Genomic DNA, 20,326 nt, shown 5'->3' on the forward strand with positions numbered 1-20,326 from the left:
CGGTCGCGTGTCGCGATCATCCCATTCCTGTACCCGAAGACGGAGGACTCCGGTGAGTAACACCCCGCTGCCATGGACACTGGAGAGCATCGACTTTGCAAGCATCGACCCGGAACTGGCCCGCGCCAACGATGACCTGGTTTGCCTGATCTGCGCCTCGTCCTTCATCGAAAGCGGCTCGGATCTGTACGCGGCCAACCTGGTGGCGCACTACGAGGGCGATGAAGATGTACAGGGCTGGCTGCGCGACCAGTGGGAACACGAAGAACTGCAGCACGGGCGCGCCCTGGCCACCTACGTGCGCCACGCCTGGCCGGATTTCGACTGGGACGCTGCCTTCAAGGATTTCTTCGCCGAATACGGCGCCGTGTGCACCGCCGAGAACCTGGAAGACCGCCGCGGACTGGAGCTGGCCGCGCGCTGCGTGGTCGAGACCGGCACCGCCAGTCTGTACCGGGCCATCCATGGCCTGACCACCGAGCCGGTGCTCAAGCAGCTGACGGCCCACATCAAGAATGACGAAGTGCGCCACTACAAGTACTTCTACAAGTACTTCCGCGAATACGAGGCGCGCGAGAAGAACGGCCGCCGCCGCGTGTTCGGTGCGCTGTGGCGTCGGCTGATGGAAATTCGCGACGAGGACGGCGACATCGCCATCAAGCACGTGTTCGCCTATCGCCACCCCGAGTACAACCAGAGCAAGGCCAGCTTTCGTCAGGCCGCCAATCGCGTGAACGACATCGTGCGCAGGAACCTGCCCACGGAAATGACCGTGAAGATGCTGCTCAAGCCGCTGGACCTGTCACCCCGCGTGAACAACTTCATCCAGAAGCCGCTGACCCGGATTACCGAGCGCTTCGTGCTGCAATAGGTTCACGGCCAACGCCGCAAACGAAAAAGGCCGCCCCATCGGGCGGCCTTTTTCATGACCCTGCCAGGGGCAGGCCAAGGTGTCGCAAACCGTTTACTTGGCCGGCTTCCATTTGTCCGGCACAAAACCGCTGACCTCGTAGGTGAGCGTGGTCTTGCCGCCCTGCTTCAAGTCAACGTGCATGACGATCTTCTTGGCCTTCTCCATCATCTTGACGAAGCCCTTGTAGTCCTTGATGAACAGCGCCGGCTCGCCGCCATCGGGGCGATAGCCCTTCAAGGTGTGCGACTTGCCGTCCACCTGGGTGGCAATGGAACACACCTTGTGGCAGATGAAGCCGTGATTGTTGGTGTCATACAGGAACACGCTCTCGCCCCACTTGGAGTGCTTGCGCAACACCAGGCGAATGCCCTGGGTGGCAACTACCGCCGTGCTCTGCGTGCCGCCCCCCATCGGGCCGACCTGATACAGCCACATGTTGGCCAGGCGATCATGCTCGGACTTGGCCTTGCTCTCGGCCTCGATCTTGGGCAGCGACTGCTTGACCGTTGCCGCGGCCTTGGTGCCGGGGAACTGGTCCTCGATCTCGTGACCGATCGGCACCGCCAGCGGGTAGTTGTTCAGCTGCACCAGGCGCTGGTACATCTTCAGTTTTTCCTGCGCCTTGGCTTCGTTGGCGGCCTTCTGCTGCGCCGCTCGCTGCTGCGGCGTCGGCGAGTGATCCTGCGAACAGGCGCCAAGCGCCAGGCAAAGCGCCACGGCGCTGGCAAGGGTGATCGTGCGGGTCATGGGCGGCAGCTCCGTGATGTCGTCAAATCGCAAACCGGTGATGCATCAAGCCTATCCCAAAGCACGTCGCGCTGTGCAGTCACTGCCCGTCCGCGCCGGCAGGCTTGGGCGCATCGGTGCGCGGCATGCGCGAGATCTTGCGTGCCTCGGGTGCCGGCTGCTTCTGCGCTGCGTGCAACGCCTTCACATCCACCGGACGAATGCGGCTGATGGTGCAGGGAATGCCGATGCCAGTGCCCTGCACCACCACTTCGTCCAGACCGGCGACGACGTCGTCGACATGCGTGGTCAGGCGGATGGCAAAGCTGCTGCCAAGATCCGGGCACGGCGATACATCCAGCAGGTAGGCCTGACTGGGCCGCGCATAAACCAGCAGATGCGTATCGTCGATCGCCTCCCACGAGTACAGCGAGGTCAGAAGATGAAACGATGGTTGCGGTTTTCCGGCCGCCGACTGCACCAGCGACAGCTGCTGCGCATCGGTGCGCGAGTTCATGCCGGCGCACCCGGCCAGACCGAGCATGGCCAGTCCCGTGGCGGTCCACATGATCAGAACATTGCGTGTTTTCATGGCAATTGGCTCCCTGGTCGAGGTGCCGCCGGCCGCACACCATGTGCGGCGGCTAGAAAATGGAATGGCCACTCAAGGTGGCAAAGCGCTCCAGCGCCAGCGTACCGGCCAGCGAATTGCCGCTGGCATTGAGACCGGGCGCCCATACGCACACACTGAACTGGCCTGGCATCACCGCCACGATGCCGCCGCCGACACCACTTTTGGCCGGCAGGCCAACGCGATAGGCAAAGTCGCCGACCGCATCGTAGGTACCGCAAGTCAACATGAGCGAGTTGATGTACTTGGCCTGGCTGGGCGTGACGATGGGGCCATCGGCGTTGCGGCCATAACGGGCCAGGTACATGAAGGTGCGCGCCAGCTCGGCGCAGCTCATCGACAGCGCGCAGTGATGGAAATAGGCATCGAGCACGGCATCGGGATGGTTGTCCAGATTGCCGAAGCTTTTCAGAAAGTGCGCCACGGCGGCGTTGCGATGGCCTTTGGCGGCCTCCGATTCGGCCACGGTGTAGTCGTAGTCCACATCGTCATCGCCACACAGGCGACGGGCGAAATCGCGCAACGCGGCCTTGGCGTCGCCCTGGTGCGAAATCACCATGTCGGTGACCACCAGCGCACCGGCATTGATGAACGGATTGCGCGGGATGCCGTGTTCGAACTCCAGTTGCACCAGCGAGTTGAAGGCCGTGCCGGACGGCTCGCGGCCGACCCGGCGCCACAGCGCCTCGCCCTCGCGCTGCATGGCCAGGGTCAGCGTGAACACCTTGGAGATGCTCTGGATGGAAAAGCGCTCCTCGGCATCGCCCACGGCAGCAAAATGCCCATCGGTATCGCACACCGCCATGCCAAAGCGCGTTGGCTCGACGCTGGCCAGCTGCGGGATGTAGTCGGGCATGCGCCCCTGCGGCAGCGTTGGCGCAATCTCGGCGTGGATCTGCTCGAGGATGGCTTGATAGGGCAAGGGCGCGAACTCCTTCACTCGCAATGACACCGATGCTAACGCCGGCCGGCGACGCCCGCCCATCGCGCGCGCCGCCAGCGTTCAGGCAGCACCGTCAGTCGGCCTGGAAACTGGCCGTATCGATAACGAAGCGATAGCGCACGTCACCGCGCATCATGCGCTCGTAGGCGTCGTTGATGTCCTGCACCGGGATCACTTCGACATCGGCGCCAATATCGTGCTCGGCGCAGAAATCGAGCATCTCCTGGGTTTCGGCGATGCCACCGATCATCGAGCCGGCCAGACGCTTGCGGCCAAGAATCAAACTGCCTGCCGAGATCAGCTGCGGCTCGGGCATGCCCACCAGCACCATCACACCAGCGCGTTTGAGCAGGCCCAGGTAGGCGTTGTAGTCGTGACCGGCCGACACGGTATCGATGATGACGTCAAAGCGCCCGGCGTGATCGTCGAAGGCGTTCTCTTCGCCGGTGGCGACAAAGTCATCGGCGCCCAGTTTCAGCGCCGCGTCGCGCTTGTTCGGCGAGTGACTGAGCACGGTCACGCTCGCGCCCATGGCCTTGGCGATCTTCACCGCCATGTGACCCAGGCCACCAAGGCCGACCACGGCCACCGTATCGCCCTCGCCCACCTGGTAGAGCTTCAGCGGCGAATAGGTGGTGATGCCGGCACACAGCAAGGGCGCGGCCCGTTCCAGGGCGATCGATTCGGGCACCCTCAGCACGTAGTTCTCGTCGACCACGATGCGCGTGGCGTAACCGCCATAGGTAGGGCGCGAGCGATCCAGCGTGCCGTCGTCGTGGCGCTCGAAGCTATTGTAGGTGGCACTCATGCCCTTCTCGCAGAACTGCTCCTCGCCGTCCTCGCAGGCGGCGCAGGTGCGGCACGAATCAACAAAGCAGCCCACGCCGACGGTATCGCCCTGGGCCCACTTTTCGACCTTGTCGCCGACGCGGGTGACGGTGCCGACAATCTCGTGACCCGGCACCATCGGAAACACCGATCCACCCCATTCATCGCGCACCTGATGGATGTCCGAGTGGCACACGCCGCAGTAACGGATGGCAATTTCCACATCGTGCGGGCCGGGCTGACGGCGCTCGATGGCGTGCGCAGCCAACTCGGCACCGGCACTGACAGCGGCATAGGCGGGGGTGTTGCTCATGACGGATGCTCCGTAGTCATGTTGGGGAATTACGGTTAGTGTACCCGCCAGTTCGTGAAGGCCGGGCGCGTGACAGGCGCTGCGGAACCCGCGCATTCGTCCCCTGTTTACGGAAGCTTTCCCGCGCATGCCCGAGCTTGATCCCTCGACGCAGAGCCTGCGTCAGTACCCGGCATTTCTTCGCTTCTGGTGCGCCCGCCTGGCCTCCAGTTTCGGCTTCCAGATGCTGTCGGTGGCTGTTGGCTGGCAGGTTTACGCCATCACCGGTCGCGCCTTCGACCTTGGCCTGATCGGCCTGGCACAGTTCATCCCTTCGGTACTGCTGGCGCTGCCGGCCGGGCATGTGGCCGACCAGTTCCAGCGCCGTCGCATCGTGGTGGTGTGCCAGTTTTTCGAGTGGCTGGCGATCCTGGCGCTGGCCGCGGGTACGGTCATGCACGTGCTGGACGAGACGGCCATCCTCGCGCTGATCTTCTTCATCGGCGTGTTCAAGGCGTTCGAATCACCAGCGCTGCAGTCGATGGTGCCGGGCCTGGTGCCCGAAGCGGTGCTGCCGCGCGCGCTGGCGATGAATTCCTCGGCCGGACAGATCGCCATGATCGCCGGCCCCGCGGTGGGCGGCTTTCTCTACGTGGCCGGCCCCGGCGTGGTCTACGGCGCATCGGCGGCGCTTTACCTTGGCGCCGTGCTGCTGATGGCCTGGCTGCGCTATGACCACACCCCGCCGCGCCGCGAGCCGGCGACACTGAAGACGGTGTTCGCTGGCGTCAGCTTCATCCGCGCGCGGCCGGTGATTCTGGGCGTGATCTCGCTGGACCTTTTCGCCGTGCTGCTGGGTGGCGCCACCGCCCTGCTGCCCATTTTTGCCCGCGACATCCTGCATACCGGCCCGTGGGGACTGGGCCTGCTGCGCGCCGCGCCGGCCGTGGGCGCGCTGCTGATGTCGCTGTGGCTGGCCCGTCACACCATGGAGCGGCGCGTGGGCATGATCATGTTCGCCTCGGTGGCCGGCTTTGGCGTGGCCACGCTGGTATTCGCGCTGTCCACGGTGCTGTGGCTGTCCCTGCTGGCGCTGTTTGCGCTGGGCGCCTTCGACATGGTCAGCATGGTGATCCGCGGCGCGCTGGTGCAGCTGGAAACACCCGATGCCATGCGCGGACGCGTCAACGCGGTGAACTCGATTTTCATCAACACCTCCAACCAGCTGGGCGAGTTCGAATCGGGTCTGCTGGCAGCCTGGGTCGGCGCGGTCGGCACCGCGGTCATCGGCGGCCTCGGCACACTGGTGGTCGTGGGCCTGTGGATGGCCATGTTCCCGGTCTTGCTCCGGCGCCAGAAGCTGGCCGGCGAGCCCGAACAGGCCGAGGCCACCGAAGGCGCCTCGGCTACACTCTAGAGACCCTTCGTCACCCGCCGCCTTGTCATGCTGGTTACCTGCGCCGACGCTTTTTCCGAACAGTTCGCCAAGCTGCCCGCCAGCGCACCGGCCACGGCACGCGCGGCCTTCATGGTGGCGCCTTCGGCGCTGACGCTGGCGGCCGAGTCGGCCAGCGACAACCGCTACATGGATCTGGCCGACGTGCCTGACGCGGCCGCCGCGATGGCCCAGCACGCGGCGCTGGCCGAAGCGCTGCGCCAGGATGTGCCGGTGATGGTGTTTCCGGGCGATGCCGCCTGTCCGGACGGCCTGTTTCCCAACAACGTGTTTGCCACCGCGCCGGGCCGGCTCATCATTGGCCGCATGCGCCACGCCGTGCGCCAGCACGAAGCGGACCGTGGCGATATCCGGCGCGTATTCACCGACTTGCTGGGCTACGCCGAGCACGACCTGTCCATGCGTGAGGATCTGGTCGCCGAGCTGACCGGCTCGCTGATTATCGATCGCGCGCGTGGCGTGGGCTTTTGCGGTCTGTCCGAGCGCTGCGATCTGGCCGGCGCGCAGGCCATGCACGAGGCCTTCGGCCTCAAACTGACCTGGGCCTTCGAGCTGGCGCCGGGCGAGTACCACACCAATGTGGTGATGGCGCTGCTGGCCAGCCGCGCGGTGCTGCTGGCCGCCGACGGCTTTGCCGACCCGGCCGTGCCGGCGGCCATTGCCGGTGCCTACGATCAACACGCGGTGATGCTCAGCCCCGAGCAAAAGCGCGCCTTTGCCGGCAATGCCATCACGCTGAGTGAGCGGCGCGTGTGGATAAGCGCACGGGGCGCCGCCTCGCTTACACCCGATCAGCGCGCGCAGCTGGCCGGCTATGGATTTACGCTGGGTGAGGTACCGCTGCCGGATATCGAAAAGGCCGGTGGCAGCCTGCGCTGCTGCGTGGGCGAGATTTTCTAGTCTCGCCTTGCGGCGCCAGACGGCATCGATAAAACCCCAACGGTACCGCCCACCCGTGCCCAATGGCAGAGGTCGCCAACGCCCGGCTGTGGGCAGAATCGGGGCCATGAATACTCACCCAGCCCTTCCCCGCCTGGCACGCATCGGTGCGGCCAGCGCCATCGCCCTGCTTGGCAGCGTCGCGCTCGCCAACGCCGCCACGGCCAAGGCTCCACCCACCGGTCCGCGCCTCGAGATCAGCTTCCCGGCCAGCGCGCATGCCAAGCCGATTACCGGACGCGTGTACGTGGCCATCAGCCGCAGCAACGCCAAGCCGCCCATCGAGCAGACCGACCCGACGGGCGTGCCACTGTTCGGCCACGATGTGAAGGCGCTCAAGCCCGGCACCCAGGTGGCGATCACCCATGCCGATTTCGGCACGCCCGTGCATCAGCTTTCCAAGTTGCCGGCCGGCGACTACTGGATGCAGCCATTCGTCAACATCTACACCCGGTTCAAGCGCGCCGACGGTCACACCGTGTGGCTGCACATGGACCATTGGGAAGGCCAGGACTGGAAGCGCTCGCCGGGCAACCTCTACGGCACGCCGGTGAAGGTGCATTACGACCCCAACGCCAGCACGCCGATCAAGCTGGTCGCCGATCATGTGATCGGCCCGATCAAGCTGCCGGCCGACACCCGCTACGTGAAGCGTTTTCGCATCAAGAGCGCCATGCTCAGCCACTGGTGGGGCCACCCGATCTATTTCGGCGCGACCGTCCTGCTGCCGCGTGGTTACGCCAGCCACCCCCATGTGCGCTACCCGGTGATCTACGACGAAGGCCACTTCTCGCTGCACGCGCCGATGGGCTTTGACCGCAAGGGCTCGGCGTTCCGCAAGTACTGGCTGGCCGACGGCACGCCGCGCTACATCGTGGTCACACTGCAACATCCCTCGCCGTATTACGACGACTCCTACGCGGTGAACTCGGCCAACGATGGCCCCTGGGGCGACGCCATCCAGCAAGAGCTGCTGCCGGCCATCGACCAGCGCTTTCGCACCATCAATCAGCCTTGGGCGCGCATCCTCACCGGCGGCTCGACGGGTGGCTGGATTTCCGTGGCGCTGCAGGTGTTCCACCCCGATTACTACGGCGGCAGCTTTGCCTCGTGTCCAGACTCGCTGGATTTTCGCTACCACCAGATCGTCAACATCTACGCGGACAAGAACGCCTATTACAAGCAGCACGGCTGGGTACGCGTCGAGCGTCCGGACACGCGCAAGCCGGATGGCAACATCACTTCGATGATGAAAGACGAGAACTGGTACGAGCTGGCGGTGGGTGACCACTCGCGCTCGGGCGGCCAGTGGGATATCTGGGAAGCCACGTTCGGACCCGTTGGCGCCGATGGCTACCCGCAGCGCATCTGGAACAAGCGCACCGGTGTCATCAATCACCAGGTGGCCGCCTACTGGAAGCAGCACTACGACCTGCGCCATATCCTTCAGACGCAGTGGTCCACGCTGGGGCCGAAGGTGACCGACAAGCTGCACATCTATGTGGGCGATGCCGACACTTACTACCTCAATATGGGCGTGCGCATGATGGATGGCTTCCTGAAAACGGCGAAAAGCCCGAGCTTCCATGGCTCGGTGACCTACCAGCCGATGGCGCCGCATTGCTGGGGCCCTCGCGGTGATGCGCTGATCCACACCATCACCCAGTACGTCGACAGCCACGCGCCGCCAGATGCCAACCTCAAGGATTGGCGCTACTGATACATCGAAAGCGCGCGTTGGGGTGCTTGCCGCCGCAACGCGCTTGCGCCATGGTGATGGGCTGTTTTACGACATGCCGTGCCCATCATGCCCCACCGTCCGCTTATCCTGGCGCTTGGCGCCCTGCTCGCCGGCAGCCTGACCGCTGCCCACGCTGTCGATCACCCAGCCGCACCCGCGCCAGGCACGGTGCGTGGTCACACCTGGGCCAACCCGATCGACATCGACTACCGCTACAACTACGAGCAGATGAACAAGGGCATCTCCTATCGCACCGGCGCCGACCCGGCCGTGGTGCGATACAAGGGCGCCTATTACCTGTTCCAGACCCTGGCCGACGGCTATTGGCGCTCTACCGACCTGGTGCACTGGCAGTTCGTCAAACCCGATCGCTGGCCGTTTGACGGTGCCGTGGCGCCGGCCACCCTGGTGGCCGATGGCAAGCTGTTCCTGATGGAGTCGGCGTTCGAATCGCGACCGCTGCTGTATTCGACCGATCCGGCGCACGGCAAGTGGAAGTTCTGGACGCGCCTGCTGCCGCCGGTGCCGGGCGCGGTGTCGCCGGCCAACGAGTACAAGATCAAGCCCGGCCAGTTGCCGCCGGGGCCGTGGGATCCAGGCCTGTTCCAGGATGATGACGGCAAGGTCTACGTCTACTGGGACTCGTCCAACATCCACCCGCTGTATGGGGCCAGCATGGACTTTGCCTTTGACAAGGCCAGTCAAGGCGAAGGCAAGCGCCTGCACTTCACCAGCAAACCCAAGGCCTTGCTGCGCGCCCATCCCAGGCAGCACGGCTGGGAGCGCTTCGGCCGCAATCACTCCAACACCGCCATCGCGCCCTATATCGAGGGCTCGTGGATGAACAAGCACGACGGCACCTACTACCTGCAGTACGCCGGACCGGGCACCGAATACAACGTCTACGCCACGGGCGTCTATACCTCCAAACATCCGCTGGGGCCGTTCCACTATGCGCCCTACAACCCGATTGGCTACAAGCCCGGTGGCTTCATGCAGGGCGCCGGTCACGGCTCCACCTTCACCGATGCCCACGGCAATGTGTGGAACACCGGCACCAGCTGGATTGGATTGAACTGGACCTTCGAGCGGCGCATCGACATGTTCCCGGCCGGCTTTCACAAGGACGGGCAGATGTGGGTGGATACGCGCTTCGGCGATTTTCCGCACACCATGCCCGATCACAAGCTCAAGCCCGGGGAGAGTACCTTCACCGGCTGGATGCTGCTGTCGTACAAGAAGCACGCCAGCGCCTCCTCGCACATGGGCGGCCATACGCCGGCCGATGCCACCGACGAAAACCCACGCACCTTCTGGCTGGCCAAGAACAACCACGCCGGGCAAACGCTGACCGTCGACATGGGCGGCCCGCGCACGGTGCGTGCGGTGCAGGTCAATTACGCCGACTACAAGTCCGGCCGCTATGGCGATGCGCCGGACATCGTCACCCAGTTCAAACTGGAAGGCTCCAGCGACGGCAAGCACTGGCACATGCTGGCCGATCTTTCGCACTCACGGCGCGATCACGCCGACGCCTATGTGGAGCTGGCCAAACCGGCGCACGTGCGCTACATGCGTTACGTGCATGTGCACGTCGGCGCCAAGACACTGGCCATCGCCGATCTTCGTATCTTCGGCCACAAGGCCGGCACCGACCCGAGCGCACCGGTGCTGGTCGGCGCCAAGCGCCTGGCTGATACGCGTGATGCGCGCATCAGCTGGAAACCGGTACCGGGGGCGGTGGGTTACAACGTGCGCTGGGGCCTGGCCAAGGATCGCCTGCATGAAACCTGGCAGCGCTGGGCCGACAAGCCGACCCAGCTGACCTTGAGCTCGCTCAACAAGGGCGTGCGTTACGTGGTGGCCGTGGAAGCGTTCAACGAGCACGGTGTCTCCAAGCTGTCCAAGGTGATGGTGCTCAAGCCCTGAACCGTTCGCCGCGCGCATCTGACAACGGCGGATGTGCGCGGCGCCGCAAAGCATGGCATCGGCGCTTGCAGGCGTACGGGGGCTGCGCTTTGATGGTGGCATGATTACCGTCCATCACCTGGAAAACTCGCGCTCGCAGCGCATCCTCTGGCTGCTCGAAGAGCTGGGGCTGCCCTATGAGATCAAGCGCTACGCGCGTGACCCTGACACCATGCTGGCGCCGGCTTCCTTGAAAAAAATCCATCCGCTGGGCAAGTCACCCATCGTCACCGATGACGACATCACCCTGGCCGAGTCCGGCGCCATCATCGAGTATCTGCTCGACACCTATGACGCCGAAGGGCAATGGCGTCCGGCCGCCGGCAGCGCGCAGCGGCGCCAGTTCACCTACTGGCTGCATTACGCCGAAGGCTCGGCGATGCCGCCGCTATTGCTCAGCCTGATCTTCTCGCGCATGCCCAAGGCACCGATGCCAGGCTTGCTGCGCCCCTTGGTGCGCGCCATCGCCAAGCGCATCCAGGCCGGCTTTGTCACGCCGCAACGGCGCCTGCATCTGGGTTACATGGATGAGCATCTGGCCAGGCAGCCCTGGTTCGCTGGCGAGGCCATCAGCGCCGCCGATATCCAGATGAGCTTTCCACTGGAAGCGGCCGCTTCGCGCGACGATGACCTCACCGCGCGCTATCCGCACCTGGCCACTGTGCTCACGCGCATGCACGCGCGCCCGGCCTACCAGCGCGCCCTGGATCGCGGCGGCCCGTACGCCATGGTCGACTGAAGCCTATCGCGCGCGTCAGTTGCGCTCGGGCAACCGACGGTTGGCGTCGAGCTTCTCGACGCGATCGATCTGATCCAACCAGACCTTGCGGTTCCAGGTCGGCACCTGCGGGTCTTCCAGCCGCAACACGGCATTGATGCCCTGCTTGCCATCCGGCCCCTTGAACACTTGCGTGATCGGCCGCTCGACCACGGTGCCGGTGTAGATGGTGCCGTTTTTTTCGACCACGGTCACCCGCGCATTGGCGGGCAGCTGCCGGGTCAAATCCTCGATGTGTTCGCAGGCGGCCGAGCTCAGTTCGACGTGGTCAGCATGGCGTCCCATGGAGTCTCCCTCGCAGATTGGCGTTGGTGTCCTGCAAGGCTAGAGCCGGGCTGCCCAATTTGCGGTGAATCGTTGCCCAAATGCTGGCTTAACCCGCGCCCGGCCGCCTCACGTTGTGCACACATTCGTGTGCGCAGCATGCGCGCGTTGATTCAAGTTTGTGAAGGTGAACGCAAATGGCTCTGGTGCAGTCGTACTGTCCTCACTGCGGCGCGTCGATGCGCCCACGCGACGCGCAGTGTGACGTCTGCCTGAAAATTACCCCGCACCGCATCGATCGCTCGCAGGGTGTGCTGGCCTGCGCGTTCGTGCTGATGCTGGGCGTGGTGGTGGCTGCGTGGCGACTGGGCGTCGGCGCTTGAGTGCGTTAGCGCCCCGGCCATCCAGCCGGGCTTCATGCAGCTGAACGGGCACGCAAAGCGTTTATGCGCCAATCACATGGCGCCTGCCAATGTCGCTGCGTCGTTCAACACGTAAGGAGCCCAACATGAGCCGAGCTGCGAACAATCTCATCCATTTGCCGCGCAAGCGCGACCTGACGGAAACCGCCCATGAGCTGGGAGGCCGTACCGGCGATCTGGCGCTGCGCGGCCGTCTGGCTGGCCGTCGCGCCGGACGTGGCCTGCGTCGTGGCGCACTGCGCGCGGCCGATTTCGCCGAAGACATGGGCGAGCGCTCCGCCGAGCAGGCCGTGCGTCTGGGCCGTCAGGCCAAACGCCACCCGGCCGCCACCATCGGTATCGCAGCGGCGGCTATCGGCGCGGTATTCCTGGGTCGCAAGCTGTGGAAGCAGCGTCAGCAACAGCGCCGCGTGCAGTCGCCGATCATCGACGATATCGACGGCTGAGCAAGGCCGACTCTGTCGCCACTCATCGTGGTGGCAGAGACAGTCCGAAGCGGTCGAGCCGGGACTGCCAGGCGTCGGCCGCTTCGGGCATGCCGAACAGAAACCCCTGCATGCGATGGCAACCAAGCCGCAACAGGTGGTGTGCCTGTGCCGCGTGCTCGACGCCCTCGGCCACCACGTTTTTACCCAGCGTCTGCGACAGCTGCAGGATGGCAGCGACCAACGCCTGATCGGCAGTGTCCTCGGCAAGATCACGCACGAACGCACGGTCTATCTTCAATGTGTCGACCGGCAACCCCTTCAGGTAGGCCAAACCGCAGTAGCCGGTGCCGAAATCATCCAGTGACAGCTCCACACCCAACGCTCGGATGCGCTTGAGGCGCTCAATCATGTCGGCGTCGCGCTCGATGAGCGTGCGCTCAGTCAACTCCAGTGTAAGCTGCGCAGCATCCAGGCCGCTCTCGGTCAGCACCTCCTCCAACACGGCGATGAAACGCGGGTGGCGCAGCTGCAGCGGCGAAACGTTCACCGCCATACGCAGTCGATGCCCCTGCCCGGCCCAGAGCACCGCCTGTCTGCAGGCCTGCTGCAATACCCAGCGCCCGATGTCCAGGATCAATCCACTTTCCTCGGCCACGCAGATGAAGCGCGCCGGCATCACCAGTTCGTCATCGACCTGCCAGCGCAGCAAGGCCTCGGCGCCAGTAATGCACCGAGCCTCCATGTCGACCAGCGGCTGGTAGTGCAGCCGTAGCTCATCACGACGCAGGGCGCTGCGCAGCCCGGTCTCGATACGCACTCGCTCACTGGTGCGCGCGTTGAGTTCGGCAGTGAAGAAGCGATAGGCACCGTGCCCGGCTTGCTTGGCCTCGTACATGGCCGTATCGGCGCTGTGGATCAGCGCATCAGCATGCGCGCCGTTGCCTGGAAACGCGCTGATGCCGATACTCAGTGCTACACCCAGGTCACGCACGGTTGCCGGCAACATGGCGTGACAGCGATCGATCAGTGCGCGCGCCAGTTCACCAGCCGATTCCGGGTGCACCAGGTGAGTCTTTACGATGACAAACTCATCGCCACCGATGCGGGCGACGGTATCTTCCTCGTTCACGCTGTCGCGCAGCAATGTAGCAATCTGCAGTAGCAGGCGATCACCGGCATCGTGGCCCAGCGAATCGTTGACCTGCTTGAAGCGGTCAACATCGATGAACAACACGGCCAGCATGCCGCGCCGCTCGGCGGCCTGTGCCACGGCCTGGTCAAGCCGCTCCTTGAGCAGGCTGCGATTGGGCAGATCAGTCAGCGCATCATGCTTGGCCATGTGCGTCATGCGCATGGCGGTGCGCCGCGCCTCGCTGACATCGTGGAAAACCATCACGCCACCGATGACGCGACCGTAGCGGTCATGAATCGGCGCGGCCGAATCCTCAATGGCCACGCTGAAACCATCGCGGCGCATCAACGTGGCGCTCTCCTCCAGATCAACGATCACATTGCGCCGGATCGCCTCCCTCAGCGGACTGCTCAGGGGACGCCCCGTATGCAGATCGACCAGGCACAATACCTCCTCGATATGCCGTCCGATGGCGTGCTCCAGGCTCCAGCCAGTCATGGTCTCGGCCACCGGATTTAGGTAGTTCACGCAAAGATGGGGATCGACGGTGATGACTGCATCGCCAATCGACTTGAGCGTGACCTCGGCGCGCTCGCGCTCATGGAACAGCGCCTCCTCGTAAGCCTTGCGCTGAGTAATGTTCTGGATCTGCGAGACGAAATACAGTGGCTCATCGCTGGCGCCTCGCACCAGCGACACGGCCAGAAAGACATGCACCACCCGGCCGTCGCGATGGAAGTAACGCTTTTCGATTTGATAGCTGCGACGCTTGCCTTCCAGCGTCTCGTAAAGCAACCCCATGTCCTTTTCCAGGTCATCCGGATGGGTAATGTCCTGAAAGGTGGTGGTCAGCAGCTCGCCCTCCTCGTAACCCAACATCCTGCACAGTGCGGGGTTGACCTGCAGCCAGCCGCCGTCGGTGCTGACCAGGGCCATGCCGATGGCGGCGTGCGCGAATGCACCGGAGAAACGTGCTTCGCTCTCGCGCAGGCGCTGCTCCAGCTCATGGCGCGAGGTGATATCAGTGGCCAGGACAACCACACCCTGCACGCGGCCGTCCGCCGCCACGTCAGGCTGGTACACCAGATGCAGGTAGCGTTGGCGACCTGCCAGCTCCACCAGGCGCTCGAAGTTGACCGGTTCACCGGCGAGCGCCTGCTCCAGCTGTGGCCGGATACGCTCGTACATGGCCCGCCCAAGCACTTGCTCGACGGTACGCCCATACAACGAATCGCGATCCAGGCCCAGCCACTGGCTGTAGCGCTCGTTGCCATAGCGATAACGGTGATCGCTGCCGATATAGGCCAGGATCGCGGGCATGCGTTCGGCGGTGTAACCAAACCACGCCTCGGGCGTACGCTCGCCTTGGTTGTTCATCTGCTCTCCTTCCTGCCGGCGCACCGGGACGACGTACGCACGGCATCGGTCGAGCATGCCACGACCAAGGCGGCGGGCAAATGGGCGGTTTTCCAACTTTTGACGCCGATCAGGGTCGGCGCCTGAAACACGCGCAAGAAAAAGGGGCCGCGCGGCCCCTTTTTCTTTTAGCTTGACCCTTTGCGCGGTGCTTACACCGATTCAGGGTTGGGCTTGTTGATGTCCAGCTGATACTTCTCGATGGCCTCGGCCACCACCTTGCCTTCGACCTCACCACGCTTGGCCAGCGCGGCCAGGGCGGCATGGGCGATCCAGTGGCGGTCGACCTCGAAGAACTCACGCAGATGAGCGCGGGTATCGCTGCGACCGAAGCCGTCGGTACCCAGCACCGTGTAGTTCATGCCCTCGGGCATGAAGGCACGGATCTGGTCGGCGTACTCGCGCACGTAGTCGGTAGCGGCAATGGCCGGACCGGCCTGGCCTTCCAGGCACTCGGTGACGTAAGCCTTGCGCGGATTCTTCTCGGTCGGGTGCAGGCGGTTCCAGCGCTCGACATCGAAGCCATCACGACGCAGCTCGACAAAGCTCGGGCACGACCAGATGTCGGCCTTGACGCCAAAGTCGTTCTCCAGCAGCTCGGCCGCGGCGATGACTTCGCGCAGGATGGTGCCCGAACCCAGCAGCTGCACGCGCTTCTCGCCCTTCTTCGGCTTGCCGGCATCCTTGAACTGGTACATGCCGCGGATGATGCCGTCCTCGCAACCTTCCGGCATATCCGGATGGCTGTAGTTCTCGTTCATCACGGTGATGTAGTAGTACACGTCCTCCTGCTCGGCCAGCATGCGGCGCGTGCCGTCCTGCAGGATCACGGCGACTTCGTAGGAGAAGGTCGGATCATAGGCCTTGCAGTTGGGGACGGCACCGGCCAGCAGGTGGCTGTGACCATCCTCGTGCTGCAGACCCTCGCCGTTGAGCGTGGTGCGACCGGAGGTACCGCCAATCAGGAAGCCACGGGCACGCGAATCACCGGCCGCCCAGGCCAGGTCGCCAACGCGCTGGAAGCCGAACATCGAGTAGTACACGAAGAACGGCAGCATCGGCGTGTCGGACACCGAGTAGCTGGTGGCCGCTGCCAGCCAGGCGCTCATGCCGCCGGCTTCGGAGATGCCTTCCTGCAGCACCTGACCCTTCTGGTCTTCGCGGTAGTACAACAGCTGGTCGGCATCCTGCGGACGGTACTTCTGGCCTTCCGGCGCATAGATACCGATCTGGCGGAACATGCCTTCCATGCCGAAGGTGCGGGCCTCGTCGGCGACGATGGGCACCACGCGCGGACCGATGTCCTTGTCGCGCAGCAGCATGTTCATGCCACGCACGAACGCCATGGTGGTGCTGATCTCGCGATCGCCCGAACCCTTGGTGATCTGCTTGAAGGCATCCAGGCCCGGCGCGGTGAAGGTCTTGGAGGCCTTGGCGCGGCGCTTCGGCAGCGAGCCGTTGAGGGCTTCGCGGCGCTCGCGCATGTACTGCACTTCCTCGGAATCTTCGCCCGGGTGGTAGTACGGCACATCCTTGATCTGGTCGTCGTCCAGCGGAATGTTGAAGCGGTCGCGGAAGGCGCGCACGGCGTCGTCGTCGAGCTTCTTCTGCTGGTGGGTCGGGTTCTGCGATTCGCCGGCCGCGCCCATGCCGTAGCCCTTGACCGTCTTGGCCAGGATCACCGTCGGCATGCCCTCGGTCTGCGTGGCCTGATGGTAAGCCGCGTACACCTTGTGCGGATCGTGGCCGCCACGGTTCAGGCGCCAGATGTCGTCGTCGGAGAGGTTGGCCACCATCTCCTTGGTTTCCGGGTACTTGCCGAAGAAGTTTTCACGCACGTAGGCGCCACCGAAGGCCTTGCAGGCCTGGTATTCGCCGTCCAGCGTTTCCATCATCAGCTTGCGCAGCGTGCCCTTGGTGTCGCGCGCCAGAAGCGGATCCCAGTAGCTGCCCCAGATCAGCTTGAGCACGTTCCAGCCGCCACCACGGAACACGCCTTCCAGTTCCTGGATGATCTTGCCGTTGCCGCGCACCGGACCGTCCAGGCGCTGCAGGTTGCAGTTGATCACGAAGACCAGATTGTCCAGCTTTTCACGGCCGGCCAGCGCGATGGCACCCAGGCTTTCCGGCTCGTCGGTTTCGCCGTCGCCCATGAAGCACCAGATCTTGCGATCGGTCTTCGGGATCAGGCCGCGATGCTCCAGGTACTTCCAGAACTGCGCCTGGTAGATGGCCTGGATCGGACCCAGACCCATCGATACCGTCGGCACCTGCCAGTAGTTGGGCATCAGCCACGGATGCGGATACGAGGACAGGCCCTGGCCCTTGCCGGCCACTTCCATGCGGAACAGGTCCAGCTGGTCGGCGCTGAGGCGGCCTTCCAGGAACGAGCGCGCGTAGATGCCCGGGCTGGAATGGCCCTGGAAGAACACCAGATCGCCCGGGTGCTCTTCGCTCGGCGCACGCCAGAAGTGGTTGAAGCCCACGTCATACAGCGTGGCGCTGGAGGCGAAACTGGCGATGTGACCGCCCAGGTCGCCCGGCTTGCGGTTGGCGCGCACCACGGTGGCCATCGCATTCCAGCGGATCAGCGAACGGATACGCCATTCGATGGCGGCATCACCGGGGCTCTTGGCCTCCATGTGCGCCGGAATCGTGTTGACGTATTCGGTGGTCGGATCAAACGGCAGGTAGCCACCGGCGCGGCGGGTGGCGTCGACCATGCGATCGAGCAGATAGTGCGCACGTTCGGCACCATCGGCATTGATCACTGCATTGAGCGACTCGATCCATTCTTTGGTCTCGGTGGGGTCGAGATCCTGATCGAGAATATCCTGCATTACATTCATGCCTTTCTCCCGCAGGCCCTTATCACGTCGACCCGCACTCATATTCCGAAGCAGCATCAATAGGATGCGTGGGCGCTATAACCGGTTAGCGCAGAAGGGGAAGTGTATCGCATGGTCCCGGTGGATGTGGATAACCCATGCCAGAAGACCCATGTCCTTGGCCTGCATACGCCAGGCCAGTGCATACCAAAGTCGAGCCGCCGCCCCCTGAAAGGACCGGCGGCGACCGTTACGCTTTTTGATCAGCCGCGCGTGACGGCGCTGCGGATCTGCGCCTCGACACAGGCAATCGCGCTCATGTTGACCACCCGGCGCGAAGTGGCCTGCGGGGTCAGCACGTGCGCCGGCTTGGCCACACCCATCAGGATAGGACCGATCACCACGCCATCGCACATCACGCGCGTCATGTTGTAGGCGATATTGGCCGCGTCCAGGTTCGGGAACACGAACACATTGGCCTTGCCCGACAGCATGGAATTGGGGAACAGCCGCGTGCGGATGTCCTCGTCCATGGCCACGTCGGCCTGCATCTCGCCCTCCACTTCCAGCCGCGGCGCGCGCTCACGCAGCAGTTGCAGGGCATCGCGCATCTTCTGCGTGCTGGCGGTGTCGCGGCTGCCGAAGTTCGAATGCGACAGCAGCGCCACGCGCGGCTCGATGCCAAACAGCTTCAGGCGCAACGCCGCCTGCATGGTCGCCTCGGCCAACTGCTCGGCGCAGGGATTGTCCTGCACGTAGGTATCCAGGAAGAAGAATGCGCCCTTGTCAGTGGCCACCGCAGCCATCGCCGAAGGTTTGTCCACACCCTTGTCCAGGCCAATGATGTCGGTGATGTATTTGAGCTTCTTGTGGTACTGACCGACCAGGCCGCAGATCATGGCATCGGCCTCGCCGCGCTCGACCATGATCGCCGCGATCGCCGCCGAACGCGTGCGCACCACCGCCTTGGCCAGCGACGGCGTCACACCACGGCGCTGCATGATCTGGTGATAGTGCTGCCAGTAATCGTCAAAGCGCGGATCGGAGTGGATGTTGCACAGCTCGAAGTCGCGGCCTTCCTCCAGACGCAGGCCGGCACGCTCGATGCGGCTGGCAATCACATCCGGACGGCCGATCAGGATCGGCCGCGCCAGACCTTCGTCGACCACCGTCTGCACCGCACGCAGCACCACTTCCTCTTCACCCTCGGCGTAGACCACGCGGCGTGGGTCGGCCTTGGCACGGTCGAACACCGGCTTCATCAGCAGACCAGTGCGATAGACGAAATTGGTCAGCCGCTCTTCGTAAGCGCGCAGATCTTCCATGGGGCGCGTGGCCACGCCCGACTCCATGGCCGCCTTGGCCACCGCGGGCGGCAGCTGCACGAACAGGCGCGGATCGAACGGCTGCGGAATCAGGTAGTCAGCGCCGAAATGCGGCACCTTGCCGCCATAGGCCTTGGCCGAGACATCCGAAGCCTCGCGCCGGGCCAGCTCGGCAATGGCGTGCACGCAGGCCACTTTCATGGCCTCGTTGATGCCAGTGGCGCCCACATCCAGCGCGCCACGGAAGATGTAGGGAAAGCACAGCGCGTTGTTGACCTGATTCGGGTAGTCCGAACGGCCGGTGGCGATGATGCAGTCCGGGCGCACTTCGCGTGCCAGCTCCGGCAGAATTTCCGGCGTTGGATTGGCCAGCGCCAGGATGATCGGGCGCTCGGCCATCGAGCGCACCATCTCGGCATCGACGATGCCGGCCGCCGACAGGCCCAGGAAGACATCCGCGCCTTCGACAATCTCGGCCAGCGTGCGCTTGTCGGTATCGCGCGCATAGCGCTGCTTGCCCGGGTCCAGATCGTCGCGCCCTGTGTGCAGCACGCCATCGCGATCAAGACCGAGGATGTTCTCCGGCTTCAAGCCCAGCGCCACCAGCATGTCCAGACAGGCGATGCCGGCCGCGCCGCAGCCGGCGGTGGCCAGCTTCACGTCCTCGATGCGCTTGCCGGCCACGTGCAAGGCGTTGATCACTGCCGCACCGACAATGATCGCGGTGCCGTGCTGGTCATCGTGGAACACTGGAATGTTCATGCGCTCGCGCAGCTTCTGCTCGACGATGAAGCACTCGGGCGCCTTGATGTCTTCCAGATTGATGCCGCCGAAGGTCGGTTCCAGCGAGGCGATGATGTCGACCAATTTGTCCGGATCGGTTTCGTCGATCTCGATATCGAACACATCGATGCCGGCGAACTTCTGGAACAGCACGCCCTTGCCTTCCATCACCGGCTTGCCGGCCAGCGGACCGATGTTGCCCAGGCCCAGCACGGCGGTGCCGTTGGAAATGACCGCCACCAGGTTCTGGCGCGCGGTCATTTCGGCGGCCGCCGACGGGTCCTCGACGATAGCCTCGCAGGCCGCCGCCACCCCCGGTGAATAGGCCAGCGACAGCTCGCGCTGGGTCAGCACCGGCTTGGTGGATGAGACCTTGATCTTGCCCGGCTGCGGATAGCGGTGATAGTCCAGCGCAGCCTGCTTGAGTTCCTCGGGAATGGTCGACATGGATGAGCGCTACTTCGTGTGACTGGCGGCTTATGCCCAATGGCGATGATGGTAGCACCGGGCGTC

Annotated in this window: 16 protein-coding genes; 8 read left to right on the top strand and 8 right to left on the bottom strand. The window is 64.3% G+C overall.

Annotation, left to right across the window (positions count from 1 at the left end; translation table 11 throughout):
* Positions 1 to 52 precede the first annotated feature (52 nt).
* A complete protein-coding gene (locus HBF24_RS14795; protein ID WP_167174475.1) occupies positions 53 to 871 on the top strand; it encodes a ferritin-like domain-containing protein in 819 nt (272 codons plus the stop codon).
* Positions 872 to 964: 93 nt separating this feature from the next.
* Here HBF24_RS14795 and HBF24_RS14800 read toward each other — a convergent pair whose 3' ends face one another.
* From HBF24_RS14800 to HBF24_RS14815, 4 genes are all read right to left on the bottom strand, one after another.
* The gene (locus HBF24_RS14800) at positions 965 to 1,660 is read right to left on the bottom strand and encodes a hypothetical protein (protein WP_167174478.1); all 696 of its coding nucleotides are present in this window, start codon (positions 1,658 to 1,660) and stop codon (positions 965 to 967) included.
* A gap of 79 nt (positions 1,661 to 1,739) precedes the next feature.
* Positions 1,740 to 2,231: a DUF6491 family protein gene (locus HBF24_RS14805; protein ID WP_167174480.1), complete on the bottom strand. Its 492-nt coding sequence runs from the start codon at positions 2,229 to 2,231 to the stop codon at positions 1,740 to 1,742.
* A 52-nt stretch (positions 2,232 to 2,283) separates the two neighbouring features.
* Entirely contained in the window at positions 2,284 to 3,192 is a 909-nt protein-coding gene (locus tag HBF24_RS14810) for a glutaminase (protein ID WP_167174485.1), read from the bottom strand.
* Positions 3,193 to 3,286: 94 nt separating this feature from the next.
* Complete coding sequence (locus HBF24_RS14815) at positions 3,287 to 4,354, bottom strand: NAD(P)-dependent alcohol dehydrogenase (protein ID WP_167174488.1); 1,068 nt, start codon at positions 4,352 to 4,354, stop codon at positions 3,287 to 3,289.
* Between the two features lie 127 nt (positions 4,355 to 4,481).
* On the opposite strand from HBF24_RS14815, the gene HBF24_RS14820 reads away from it, so the two are divergent.
* The 5 genes from HBF24_RS14820 (at position 4,482) to HBF24_RS14840 (ending at position 11,176) form a co-directional block, all read left to right on the top strand.
* Positions 4,482 to 5,750, top strand: a complete 1,269-nt coding sequence (locus tag HBF24_RS14820) for an MFS transporter (RefSeq protein WP_167174491.1) — start codon at positions 4,482 to 4,484, stop codon at positions 5,748 to 5,750.
* A gap of 27 nt (positions 5,751 to 5,777) precedes the next feature.
* Positions 5,778 to 6,689, top strand: a complete 912-nt coding sequence (locus HBF24_RS14825) for an arginine deiminase-related protein (protein ID WP_167174494.1) — start codon at positions 5,778 to 5,780, stop codon at positions 6,687 to 6,689.
* A gap of 106 nt (positions 6,690 to 6,795) precedes the next feature.
* Complete coding sequence (locus tag HBF24_RS14830; protein ID WP_167174497.1) at positions 6,796 to 8,448, top strand: alpha/beta hydrolase-fold protein; 1,653 nt, start codon at positions 6,796 to 6,798, stop codon at positions 8,446 to 8,448.
* Between the two features lie 87 nt (positions 8,449 to 8,535).
* Positions 8,536 to 10,398, top strand: coding sequence for a family 43 glycosylhydrolase (locus HBF24_RS14835; protein WP_167174500.1), 1,863 nt, complete (start codon positions 8,536 to 8,538; stop codon positions 10,396 to 10,398).
* 100 nt (positions 10,399 to 10,498) lie between these two features.
* Positions 10,499 to 11,176 (top strand): glutathione S-transferase, encoded by a 678-nt coding sequence (locus HBF24_RS14840; RefSeq protein WP_167174502.1) that lies wholly within the window; start codon positions 10,499 to 10,501, stop codon positions 11,174 to 11,176.
* Between the two features lie 15 nt (positions 11,177 to 11,191).
* Here the strand turns inward: HBF24_RS14840 and HBF24_RS14845 are convergent, their stop codons facing one another.
* The gene (locus HBF24_RS14845; protein ID WP_167174504.1) at positions 11,192 to 11,500 is read right to left on the bottom strand and encodes a DUF3247 family protein; all 309 of its coding nucleotides are present in this window, start codon (positions 11,498 to 11,500) and stop codon (positions 11,192 to 11,194) included.
* A 176-nt stretch (positions 11,501 to 11,676) separates the two neighbouring features.
* On the opposite strand from HBF24_RS14845, the gene HBF24_RS14850 reads away from it, so the two are divergent.
* Entirely contained in the window at positions 11,677 to 11,862 is a 186-nt protein-coding gene (locus HBF24_RS14850) for a hypothetical protein (protein WP_167174507.1), read from the top strand.
* Between the two features lie 125 nt (positions 11,863 to 11,987).
* Positions 11,988 to 12,347 (top strand): hypothetical protein, encoded by a 360-nt coding sequence (locus HBF24_RS14855; protein WP_167174510.1) that lies wholly within the window; start codon positions 11,988 to 11,990, stop codon positions 12,345 to 12,347.
* Between the two features lie 22 nt (positions 12,348 to 12,369).
* On the opposite strand, the gene HBF24_RS14860 is transcribed toward HBF24_RS14855, so the two are convergent.
* From HBF24_RS14860 to HBF24_RS14870, 3 genes are all read right to left on the bottom strand, one after another.
* The gene (locus HBF24_RS14860) at positions 12,370 to 14,838 is read right to left on the bottom strand and encodes a GGDEF and EAL domain-containing protein (protein ID WP_167174513.1); all 2,469 of its coding nucleotides are present in this window, start codon (positions 14,836 to 14,838) and stop codon (positions 12,370 to 12,372) included.
* A gap of 191 nt (positions 14,839 to 15,029) precedes the next feature.
* Positions 15,030 to 17,726, bottom strand: a complete 2,697-nt coding sequence (gene aceE / locus HBF24_RS14865) for a pyruvate dehydrogenase (acetyl-transferring), homodimeric type (RefSeq protein WP_167174516.1) — start codon at positions 17,724 to 17,726, stop codon at positions 15,030 to 15,032.
* Positions 17,727 to 17,968: 242 nt separating this feature from the next.
* Complete coding sequence (locus HBF24_RS14870) at positions 17,969 to 20,260, bottom strand: NADP-dependent malic enzyme (RefSeq protein WP_167174519.1); 2,292 nt, start codon at positions 20,258 to 20,260, stop codon at positions 17,969 to 17,971.
* Positions 20,261 to 20,326: the final 66 nt, after the last annotated feature.

The organism is Oleiagrimonas sp. C23AA, from assembly GCF_011759385.1.
Classification (GTDB): Bacteria; Pseudomonadota; Gammaproteobacteria; order Xanthomonadales; family Rhodanobacteraceae; genus Oleiagrimonas.

What these genes read in the sequence shown, in the direction of transcription:
- HBF24_RS14845 (WP_167174504.1), bottom strand. Translation starts at nt 11,500, where the DNA reads ATGGGACGCCATGCTGACCACGTCGAACTGAGCTCGGCCGCCTGCGAA.
- HBF24_RS14870 (WP_167174519.1), bottom strand. Translation starts at nt 20,260, where the DNA reads ATGTCGACCATTCCCGAGGAACTCAAGCAGGCTGCGCTGGACTATCAC.
- HBF24_RS14815 (WP_167174488.1), bottom strand. Translation starts at nt 4,354, where the DNA reads ATGAGCAACACCCCCGCCTATGCCGCTGTCAGTGCCGGTGCCGAGTTG.
- HBF24_RS14805 (WP_167174480.1), bottom strand. Translation starts at nt 2,231, where the DNA reads ATGAAAACACGCAATGTTCTGATCATGTGGACCGCCACGGGACTGGCC.
- HBF24_RS14860 (WP_167174513.1), bottom strand. Translation starts at nt 14,838, where the DNA reads ATGAACAACCAAGGCGAGCGTACGCCCGAGGCGTGGTTTGGTTACACC.
- HBF24_RS14820 (WP_167174491.1), top strand. Translation starts at nt 4,482, where the DNA reads ATGCCCGAGCTTGATCCCTCGACGCAGAGCCTGCGTCAGTACCCGGCA.
- HBF24_RS14825 (WP_167174494.1), top strand. Translation starts at nt 5,778, where the DNA reads ATGCTGGTTACCTGCGCCGACGCTTTTTCCGAACAGTTCGCCAAGCTG.
- HBF24_RS14855 (WP_167174510.1), top strand. Translation starts at nt 11,988, where the DNA reads ATGAGCCGAGCTGCGAACAATCTCATCCATTTGCCGCGCAAGCGCGAC.
- HBF24_RS14840 (WP_167174502.1), top strand. Translation starts at nt 10,499, where the DNA reads ATGATTACCGTCCATCACCTGGAAAACTCGCGCTCGCAGCGCATCCTC.
- HBF24_RS14800 (WP_167174478.1), bottom strand. Translation starts at nt 1,660, where the DNA reads ATGACCCGCACGATCACCCTTGCCAGCGCCGTGGCGCTTTGCCTGGCG.
- HBF24_RS14835 (WP_167174500.1), top strand. Translation starts at nt 8,536, where the DNA reads ATGCCCCACCGTCCGCTTATCCTGGCGCTTGGCGCCCTGCTCGCCGGC.
- HBF24_RS14850 (WP_167174507.1), top strand. Translation starts at nt 11,677, where the DNA reads ATGGCTCTGGTGCAGTCGTACTGTCCTCACTGCGGCGCGTCGATGCGC.
- aceE (WP_167174516.1), bottom strand. Translation starts at nt 17,726, where the DNA reads ATGAATGTAATGCAGGATATTCTCGATCAGGATCTCGACCCCACCGAG.
- HBF24_RS14830 (WP_167174497.1), top strand. Translation starts at nt 6,796, where the DNA reads ATGAATACTCACCCAGCCCTTCCCCGCCTGGCACGCATCGGTGCGGCC.